The 9,641-nt window shown below is 64.5% G+C and carries 7 protein-coding genes; 1 reads left to right on the top strand and 6 read right to left on the bottom strand.

The window, feature by feature from the left end; all coding sequences use genetic code 11:
* Nucleotides 1-495: 495 nt before the first annotated feature.
* Together pssA and ilvC are read right to left on the bottom strand one after the other, a co-directional pair.
* Entirely contained in the window at nt 496-1,332 is an 837-nt protein-coding gene (gene pssA, locus HALO32_RS04525; protein WP_151442598.1) for a CDP-diacylglycerol--serine O-phosphatidyltransferase, read from the bottom strand.
* Nucleotides 1,333-1,478: 146 nt separating this feature from the next.
* On the bottom strand, nt 1,479-2,495 hold the full coding sequence (ilvC, locus tag HALO32_RS04520) for a ketol-acid reductoisomerase (protein ID WP_151442597.1): 1,017 nt from the start codon (nt 2,493-2,495) through the stop codon (nt 1,479-1,481).
* A 189-nt stretch (nt 2,496-2,684) separates the two neighbouring features.
* Here ilvC and ilvY point away from each other — a divergent pair, with 189 nt between their 5' ends.
* Entirely contained in the window at nt 2,685-3,572 is an 888-nt protein-coding gene (gene ilvY, locus HALO32_RS04515; RefSeq protein WP_151442599.1) for an HTH-type transcriptional activator IlvY, read from the top strand.
* Nucleotides 3,573-3,643: 71 nt separating this feature from the next.
* Here ilvY and ilvN read toward each other — a convergent pair whose 3' ends face one another.
* The 4 genes from ilvN to HALO32_RS04495 form a co-directional block, all read right to left on the bottom strand.
* Nucleotides 3,644-4,135, bottom strand: coding sequence for an acetolactate synthase small subunit (ilvN, locus tag HALO32_RS04510; RefSeq protein WP_151442596.1), 492 nt, complete (start codon nt 4,133-4,135; stop codon nt 3,644-3,646).
* Complete coding sequence (locus HALO32_RS04505; RefSeq protein WP_151442595.1) at nt 4,135-5,859, bottom strand: acetolactate synthase 3 large subunit; 1,725 nt, start codon at nt 5,857-5,859, stop codon at nt 4,135-4,137. The genes ilvN and HALO32_RS04505 overlap by 1 nt, the downstream gene beginning before the upstream one ends.
* Before the next feature lie 475 nt (nt 5,860-6,334).
* A complete protein-coding gene (gene clpB, locus HALO32_RS04500) occupies nt 6,335-8,917 on the bottom strand; it encodes an ATP-dependent chaperone ClpB (protein ID WP_151442594.1) in 2,583 nt (860 codons plus the stop codon).
* A gap of 315 nt (nt 8,918-9,232) precedes the next feature.
* On the bottom strand, nt 9,233-9,641 hold a 409-nt coding region (locus HALO32_RS04495), incomplete at its 5' end, for a polyphenol oxidase family protein (RefSeq protein ID WP_192576432.1).

Below are 9,641 nucleotides of genomic sequence, written 5' to 3'. Positions count from 1 at the left end.
CCGACAAGCGCCCACATGAATTACCTGATCGATTGTTAAAGAGCGGCTCCGGGCTCTCATCGAGAGGGGAGCGTCTCGCGTGCTGTCGTGGCCGGCTCAATGAGCGGCGCCGCCAGCGCCCTGCGAGGAAGGCGTATTCTACGTGATCGGCGGTCGGTGTCAACCTTGCGAAGCGTTCCGAAGAACCGTTCCGGGTGAGCGACGCGCCATCGAAATGGCGACCGATCGAGGCCTCGAAAGACCCTGTCGCGAGAAGGCGTATTTTACCGATGCTGACGTGTTCGTCAAGCGGGAAATTCGCAAACTTCTCGAAAAACCCCAGTAGAAACAACTGCTTTTGCGACATTCACCGCCGGTAACGTGTGCCCGTTGCCGGCAGCGGATGCGTACTCTACGGAACTTCCCGACGCCATGCAAGGGCGTCAGGAAGAAAAATGTCACGGTGATGACAACGCGCGCCTGATGCGGGCGCTCCAGGGCACGCCGGGGTCAGGTTCAGCTGCTGGATGACGAACGCTTGAGCTTGCGCGTCAACGCCATTACCGGCCCGGAGCCAACGTAGGCGCCGAACAGCAGCAGAAGCATCACAGAGGGCTCGATGGAGATCACCACGAAGCCCAGCACGACGGCCAACAGAAAGACGAAAGGCACCGGCCCCTTGAGGTCCACGTCCTTGAAGCTGTAATAGCGGATGTTGCTGACCATGAGCACCCCCGCCGCACCCACCACGAACAGCATCAACAGCTTGTAGCCAAAGGCGTCGGCATCGAAGCTGTGGAAGGTCCAGACACTGGCCGCGACAAGGGCGGCCGCCGAGGGGCTCGGCAGACCAATGAACCACTTCTTGTCGACGCTGCCGATCTGCACGTTGAAGCGCGCCAGGCGGAGTGCGGCGCAGGCCACGTAGAGGAAGGCGACGACCCAGCCGGTCTTGCCGATGTCCTGCAGGATCCAGATGAAGGCCACCAGCCCCGGCGCCACACCGAAGGAGAGCATATCGGAGAGACTGTCATACTCGGCGCCGAAGTCGCTCTGAGTGTTGGTCAGGCGCGCCACCCGACCATCCAGGCCATCCAGCACCATGGCAATGAAGATGGCGACGGAGGCCGTGGTGAAATCCCCGTTCACGGCGGCCACCATGGAGAAGAAGCCGGAGAAAAGGGCGGAAGTGGTAAACAGATTGGGCAGCAGATAGACGCCCTTGCGCCGCACTTTTCGCCCCCCCTCCTCGGCCTCCTCGATGACCTCCGATTCGCGCATGAAGGTGCTGGCCAGATCCTCGTCGTTATGCTGGTCCGGCTCTTGCTCGCTGTGGTGCGAATCCCGACTCATGTGTCTCTTCCATCGGCTTGGGTATCGCCCCATTCTACACACAGAGCGACCGAGGACTCACGGCGGCACCATCAAAGCGGGGATCCTGAACGCAGCGAGGGCGCGGAAATCCGCGCCCTCGCACTAGCCGGAACGGATCGCGGGGATCAGTTCTTCGTCTTGTCGACCAGCTGGTTGGCAGCGATCCACGGCATCATGCCCCGCAGCTTCTCGCCGACCTGCTCGATCGGATGCTCGGCGTTCAGGCGGCGACGCGCGGTCATCGAGGGATAGTTGCTGTTGCCCTCGTTGATGAACATCTTGGCGTACTCGCCGGTCTGGATGCGCTTGAGCGCGTTACGCATGGCCGCGCGGGACTGCTCGTTGATGACCTCGGTGCCGGTCACGTACTCACCATACTCCGCGTTGTTGGAGATGGAGTAGTTCATGTTGGCGATACCGCCTTCATACATCAGGTCGACGATCAGCTTGAGCTCGTGCAGGCACTCGAAGTAGGCCATTTCAGGCTCGTAGCCCGCTTCGGTCAATGTCTCGAAGCCAGCCTTGACCAGCTCCACGGCACCGCCGCAGAGCACGGCCTGCTCGCCGAACAGGTCGGTCTCGGTCTCGTCCTTGAAGGTGGTCTCGATGATGCCGCTGCGACCGCCGCCGATGGCCGCCGCATAGGAGAGCGACAGCTCCTTGGCGTTGCCGGTGGCATCGTGGTGGATGGCGATCAGGTCCGGGATGCCACCGCCACGCACGAACTCCGACCGCACGGTATGGCCAGGGGCCTTGGGCGCGATCATCACCACGTCCAGGTCCTGACGCGGCTCGATCTGGTTGTAGTGGATGTTGAAGCCGTGGGCGAAGGCCAGAGTAGCGCCCTGCGCCAGGTTGGGTGCGATCTGATTCTCGTAGATCGCCTTCTGGTTCTCGTCCGGCGCCAGGATCATCACCACGTCGGCGTTCTTGCTGGCTTCCTCGACAGAGGCAACCTTGAGGCCGGCGGCCTCGGCCTTGGCCGCGGAGGAGGAGCCTTCACGCAGGGCGACGGTGACGTCGACCCCGGACTCCTTGAGGTTGTTGGCGTGGGCATGGCCCTGTGAACCGTAGCCCACGATGGCCACCTTCTTGCCCTGGATGAGGGAAAGATCGCAATCCTTGTCGTAGTAAACGCGCATGGTCGTGCTCCTGATGGAAAATGTTGAATTCGAGGGCGGTCTTGACGGCCACCCGCGCCGTCTGTGGCGGCGCTGGATTCCGATAAAGAGAATTCGTTGCTGCCGGTGGGGACACCTTACGCCAGCTCCCGCGTTGCGTAAAACGCGATATTTGCAATGTCATGGCCCGGAATATGCAATAATGGCGGCATGGACATGCGCCCGCTCAGGCACTTCCTCGCCCTGGCCGAGAGCCTCCACTTCGGCCGCGCCAGCGAGGCCTGCCACGTCAGCCCTTCGACGCTCTCGCGCACGATTCGCCAGCTCGAGGAGAGCCTGGGCGTGCGTCTCTTCGAGCGTGACAATCGCCATGTGGTGCTGACCCGCCAGGGTCGCAGCTTCCAGACCTATGCCCGGGACGCGCTGGAGGAGTGGGAACGGCTGCGCCAGTCGCTGATGAGCGAAGCGCGTACGCTCACCGGCGAGATCAGCATCTACTGCTCGGTGACCGCCAGCTACAGCTTCCTCTACGAGCTACTCAGCGAATTTCGCACCCGCCATCCCGGCATCGAACTCAAGCTGCACACCGGAGACCCGGCCCAGTCCCTGCCCCGGGTGCTGGCCGGCAACGAGGACATGGCGATCACCCCGCGGCCGCGCCAGGCCCCGGATGCCCTGGCCTTCAAGTCGCTGACCCGCTCGCCGCTGGTGTTCATCGCGCCCCACGCGACCCACGACTGGATTCCCACCACGCCCGAATCCCCTTCCGCCGAGCAGTGGCGCGAGGTGCCGATGATCCTCTCCGAGGCCGGCCTGTCGCGCCAGTACAGCAACACCTGGTTCCGGGCACTGGGCGTGGCACCCCGGATCTATGCCCAGGTGGCGGGCCACGAGGCGATCGTCAGCATGGTGGGGCTAGGGTTTGGCGTCGGCGTGGTACCGCGCATCGTGCTCGACACCAGCCCCCTGGCAGAGCGGGTGAGGGTTCTCCCGGTCAAGCCGGAACTGCCCCACTACGATGTCGGGCTCTGCGTGCTCGAGCGCCGCCTGAAGAGCCCGCTGATCGCCGCCCTCTGGGACGAGGTGGTGGAGCGCTGAGCACCGAATCACGAAGGCCGCCCATTGGGGCGGCCTTTGCGGTACGGCAGATGGCTCTCGTGCAGGAAGGGCTACAGAGACAGTACCTTGTCGCCGCGGGCAATCCCCGACACCCCGGTGCGCGCCACTTCGAGAATGCCCACTGGCGCCATGGCCTGCAGGAAGGCATCCAGCTTGCCGGCGTCGCCGGTGATCTGCACCGTGTAGAGGCTCGGCGTCACGTCGACGATCTGCGCGCGGAAGATGTCCACGGTGCGCTTGACCTCGTCGCGGGCGGCCCCCAGCGCCTTGACCTTGACCATCATCAGCTCGCGCTCGATGTGGTTGCCCTCGGTCAGGTCCACCAGCTTGACCACGTCGATCAGCTTGTTGAGGTGCTTGGTGATCTGCTCGATCACCCGGTCGTCCCCCACGGTGGTCACGGTCAACCGCGACAGGCTCGGGTCCTCGGTGGGCGCCACGTTCAGCGTTTCGATGTTGAAGTTGCGCTGTGAGAACAGCCCCACCACGCGTGACAGGGCGCCCGGTTCGTTTTCCATCAGAATCGAGATGATATGGCGCATCAGGTCCGCTCCGTCTTGGAAAGCAGCATGTCACGCATGGAGCCCAGGGGCACCTGCATCGGATAGACGTGCTCGTGCGGGTCGACGAGAACGTCGAGGAACACCAGCTCGTGCGTGTCGGCAAAGGTGCGTTCCAGTGCCGGCTCGAGATCCGCCAGTGTCTCCACCCGCAGCGCGGTGAAGCCATATGCTCCGATCAACTGCTGGAAGTCAGGCAACGATTCCATGTAGGAGTGCGCATGGCGAGACTTGTAGTTGAGGTCCTGCCATTGGCGCACCATACCCAGCGAGCCGTTGTTGAGATTGATGATCTTCACGCCGCCACCGAACTGCTTACAGGTCGATAGCTCCTGCATCATCATCTGGAAACTGCCCTCGCCGGTGATGCAGATCACCTGCTCCTCCGGGAAGTTGTGCTTGATGCCCATGGCCGCCGGAAAACCGAAGCCCATGGTGCCCAGTCCACCGGAGGTGATGAAGCGATTGGGCTTGTCGAACTTGTAGTACTGGGCCGCGAACATCTGGTGCTGCCCCACGTCGGTGGTCACGTAGGCTTCGCCGCGGGTCACCCGGCACAGCGCCTCGATCACTTCCTGGGGCTTGATCGCCTCGCCGGGCCGTGAAGGCTCGTAAAGCTTGTCGCGGCGCTCCTCGCGCCAGCCGTCGATCTGCTTCCACCAATCGGCCAGGGCCTCGGGATTGGCGATCTCATTGCCCTGAACCATGCTGATCATTTCGTTGATCACGCTGCCCGCCGGACCGACGATGGGCACATCCGCCCGCACTGTCTTGGAGACGGAGCTCGGGTCGATATCCACATGAATGATCTTGGCGGTAGGGCAGAACTTCGAGGTGTTATTGGTGACACGGTCGTCGAAGCGCGCACCGATCGCGATGATCAGGTCGGCATGGTGCATGGCCATGTTCGACTCATAGGAGCCGTGCATGCCCAGCCAACCCAGGCACTGTCGGTCGCTCTGCGGGTAGGAACCGATGCCCATGAGGGTGGTGGTAATGGGATAACCCAGCCGCCGGACCAGGTCGGTCAGTCCCTCGCTGGCGTTGCCGGTGACCACGCCGCCGCCAGTGTAGAAGACCGGGCGCCGGGCCTTGAGCATCAGCTCGACGGCCTTCTTGATCTGGCCAGTGTGGCCGCGGGTGACCGGATTGTACGAGCGCATCTTGACCTTCTTCGGGTAGACGTACTCGTAGCGCTCGGTGGGGGCGGTCATGTCCTTGGGGATGTCCACCACCACCGGCCCGGGCCTCCCGGTCGCGGCGAGGTAGTAGGCCTTCTTGAGGACTTCCGGAATCTCGGTCGGGTGTCGGATCGCGAAGCTGTGCTTCACGATAGGGCGCGTCACACCGACGATGTCGGTTTCCTGGAAGGCATCATCGCCGATCAGGTGGCTCATTACCTGGCCACACAGCACCACCATCGGGATCGAATCCATGTAGGCGGTGGCGATCCCGGTGACGGCGTTGGTGGCCCCGGGGCCAGAGGTCACCAGCACCGTGCCAGGCTTGCCGGAAGCCCGGGCGTAGCCATCGGCGGCGTGGGTAGCCGCCTGTTCATGGCGCACCAGAATGTGCTTGACCTTGTCCTGGCGAAACAGCGCATCGTAGATGTGCAGCGCCGCGCCACCGGGATACCCATAGATATATTCGACGCCCTCATCCTGAAGGAAGCGGGCAATCATGTCTGCGCCGGAAAGCAGTTCCACTGATGTATCTCCCCTGGAGGTCTCGAGTGCGATCCGCGCCCACCCTGTGGACACGAAGTCGAGTGCGGCGGTATGCCGCTGCCGGCCGTGCCGGCACCTGATGCCAAACCCTGGCAATGGGCCCTGTTGGGGCCTGCACTCTCATTGCGGCAGTTCACCGCGTCGGGGGCGTTGGCCGGAAGCGGCGGTTAGCCGTATTCCGGTAGTCCTTCGGCGGGTAGAGGCGCTCGGCCCACCCTTCGCGCGGTAATGGGGGATTGCCCGCTAGCGTCCGCGCCCGTATCAGGAAGGCTCAAGATTCCATTAGCGCCGCGAAAGTGTCAACCGCGAAAACGGCATGGGTAGCCCATGACCCGTCATTCGGCAAGGTGGACGTGTCACTCCGCGCATCAGGGGTGGCCACCACAAAAAAACCCGCCCACTCACGAGGAGGGGCGGGCAAGAGGGTTACAGGACGCGCGACACGCTTCCGACCTCAGCTCTGGAACACCAGACGGTCGCCTTCCGCTTCCACATGGATGACGTCGTCCGGCGAGAACTTGCCGGCCAGCAGGTCCTGAGCCAGCGGGTTCTCGATACGGCTCTGGATCGCGCGCTTGAGCGGCCGGGCGCCGTACACCGGATCGAAGCCCGCCTCTGCCAGCAGGGTCAGCGCCGCCTCGCTGATCTCGAGGCGCAGATCGTGCTCGGCGAGCCGCCCGCGCAGGCGGTCGAGCTGGATCTCGGCGATGGCCTGGATCTGAGCCTGACCGAGGGCGTGGAAGACCACCACTTCGTCGATGCGGTTGATCAGCTCCGGGCGGAAGTGATCGCCGACCACCGCCATCACCATCTCCTTCATCTGCTCATAGTCCGAGTCGTCGCCCCCCATGCGCTGGATGATGTCCGAGCCCATGTTGGAGGTCATCACGATCACGGTGTTGCGGAAGTCCACGGTGCGCCCCTGGCCATCGGTAAGGCGACCGTCCTCCAGTACCTGCAGCAGGATGTTGAAGACATCGGCGTGGGCCTTCTCCACCTCGTCGAGCAGCAGCACCGAGTAGGGCTTGCGGCGCACCGCCTCGGTCAGATAGCCGCCCTCCTCGTAGCCGACGTAGCCGGGAGGCGCACCGATCAGGCGTGCCACGGAGTGCTTCTCCATGAACTCCGACATGTCGATGCGCACCATCGCCTCCTCGGTATCGAAGAGGAAGTTGGCCAGCGACTTGCAGAGCTCCGTCTTGCCCACCCCGGTCGGGCCGAGGAACAGGAAGGAGCCGTTGGGCCGGTTGGGATCGGCCAGCCCGGCGCGGGAACGGCGCACGGCGTTGGCCACGGCGGTCACCGCCTCGTCCTGGCCGATCACCCGCTCGTGCAGCGCTTCCTCCATGCGCAGCAGCTTGTCGCGCTCGCCCTCGAGCATCTTGGCCACCGGGATGCCGGTCCAGCGCGAGACCACCTCGGCAATCTCCTCCTCGGTGACGTTGGAGCGCAGCAGGGTGTGCTTGGAGGTATCAGCCTCCGCCTCGCTGGACTCGGCGATCTTCTTCTCCAGCGCCGGAATCACCCCGTACTGGATCTCCGACATCCGCGCCAGGTCACCCTGGCGCTTGGCCTGCTCCAGCTCGATGCGGGCCTTGTCGAGCTCCTCCTTGAACTGCCCCGCCCCCTGAATGCTGGCCTTCTCGGCCTTCCAGATCTCGTCGAGGTCGGCATACTCGCGCTCGAGTTCACCGATCTGCTCCTCCAGGCTCTCGAGGCGCTTCTTCGAGGCCTCGTCGGTCTCCTTCTTGAGGTGCTCGCGCTCCATCTTCAGCTGGATCAGCCGGCGGTCGAGGCGGTCCATCTCCTCGGGCTTGGAGTCGAGCTCCATGCGGATGCGCGACGACGCCTCGTCGATTAGGTCGATCGCCTTGTCGGGCAGCTGGCGATCGGTGATGTAGCGGGTCGAGAGCTTGGCCGCGGCGATGATCGCGCCGTCGGTGATGTCGACCTTGTGGTGCACCTCGTAGCGCTCCTTGAGGCCACGCAGGATCGCCACGGTGTCCTCCTCGGTGGGCTCATCCACCAGCACCTTCTGGAAGCGGCGTTCCAGGGCGGCGTCCTTCTCGATGTACTTACGGTACTCGTCGAGGGTGGTGGCGCCCACGCAGTGCAGCTCGCCGCGGGCCAGCGCCGGCTTCAACATATTGCCGGCATCCATGGAGCCCTCGGCCTTGCCGGCGCCGACCATGGTGTGCAGCTCGTCGATGAACAGGATCACCCGGCCCTCCTCCTGGGCCAGCTCCTTGAGCACCGACTTGAGGCGCTCCTCGAACTCGCCGCGGAACTTGGCCCCGGCCAGCAGCGCGCCCATGTCCAGCGACAGCACGCGCTTGTCCTTAAGCCCCTCCGGCACCTCGCCATCGACGATGCGCTGAGCCAGGCCCTCGACGATGGCGGTCTTGCCCACGCCGGGCTCGCCGATCAACACCGGGTTGTTCTTGGTGCGGCGCTGCAGCACCTGGATGGTGCGGCGGATCTCGTCGTCGCGACCGATCACCGGATCGATCTTGCCGCTGGCGGCCCGCTCGTTGAGGTCCAGGGTGTACTTGTCCAGCGCCTCGCGCTGATCCTCGGCGTTGGGGTCGTCGACCTTCTCGCCGCCCCGGACGCTCTCGACCGCGGTTTCCAGCGTCTGGCGAGTAACCCCGGCCTGCTTGAGCAGCTTGCTCACCGCATGGCCCATCTCCAGCGCAGCCAGCAGTACCAGTTCGCTGGCGATGTACTGGTCGCCGCGCTTCTGGGCCTCGCGGTCGGTGAGGTTGAACAGCTTGATCAGATCGCGGGAGGGCTGCACCTCGCCATCGAAATTGGCGACCTTGGGCAGGTCGTCGAGGTGGCTCGCCAGGCCATCGCGCAGCCGCGCGGCGTCACCACCGGCCTTCTGCACCAGCGCCTTAACGCCGGTATCGGTGGCATCCAGCAGCGCCAGCAGCAGATGGCCGGGCTCCAGCTGATTGTGGCCACGGCCCACAGCCAAGGACTGGGCATCCGCCACGGCACTCTGTAGACGGGCGGTGAACTTGTCGAATCGCATGCATTTTCCTCCATCGGGGTGACGGCGCGGTTGGACGCACCGTTTGGCCCTGTCAATGTGTCTTGACGTTATCAATGGAGTCAGCGTGGCCGGCTTTCAAGTCGGCAGGCAGGGAAAGGCGGGGCGGGTTGATGTAGATCAAGCGGCCAAGCGGCCAAGCGGCCAAGCGGCCAAGCGGCCAAGCGGCCAAGCGGCCAAGCGGCCAAGCGGCCAAGCGGCCAAGCGGCCAAGCGGCCAAGCCAGGATAGCTCGATAGCACAGGGAGCAAGCCAAGGGGTTCCTTGGCGCTTGTAGCTCGGCGCTCGGCGCTCGGCGCTATCTCAACCAGATCACGCTGGCCATGCGGCCGGTCTTGCCGTCGTCGCGGCGGTAGGAGTAGAAGCGGGATTCGCAGGCGGTGCAGAAATGACCCCCGCTGATGTGCGAGACGCCAAGGCGCTCGAGGCGCAGGCGGGCCAGCTTGTAGAGATCGCCCATGTAGTGGCCAAGCCGGTAGGGGCTAGGATCGAAGGCCGCCTCGGTTTCCGGGTGCACGCCAACGAAGGCCTGCTGCACCTCGGGGCCCACCTCGAACTGGGCGTTGGAGATCGCCGGGCCCAGCCAGGCCATCAGCGCTTCCGGCGGCCGCCCCATTGGGCGGTGGGCCTGATGCCGGTGCAGTTCGTGCGCGACAAGCACCACTGGGTGCCGCAGCCGGGCGAGACCGAGCCCGATGTGGAGCCGG

The sequence above is a fragment of the Halomonas lysinitropha genome (genome assembly GCF_902500215.1).
GTDB classification, from domain to species: domain Bacteria; phylum Pseudomonadota; class Gammaproteobacteria; order Pseudomonadales; family Halomonadaceae; genus Halomonas; species Halomonas lysinitropha.
This window is presented reverse-complemented; position numbering and strand designations above follow the sequence as displayed.

What these genes read in the sequence shown, in the direction of transcription:
- ilvC (WP_151442597.1), bottom strand. Translation starts at nt 2,495, where the DNA reads ATGCGCGTTTACTACGACAAGGATTGCGATCTTTCCCTCATCCAGGGC.
- pssA (WP_151442598.1), bottom strand. Translation starts at nt 1,332, where the DNA reads ATGAGTCGGGATTCGCACCACAGCGAGCAAGAGCCGGACCAGCATAAC.
- ilvN (WP_151442596.1), bottom strand. Translation starts at nt 4,135, where the DNA reads ATGCGCCATATCATCTCGATTCTGATGGAAAACGAACCGGGCGCCCTG.
- ilvY (WP_151442599.1), top strand. Translation starts at nt 2,685, where the DNA reads ATGGACATGCGCCCGCTCAGGCACTTCCTCGCCCTGGCCGAGAGCCTC.
- clpB (WP_151442594.1), bottom strand. Translation starts at nt 8,917, where the DNA reads ATGCGATTCGACAAGTTCACCGCCCGTCTACAGAGTGCCGTGGCGGAT.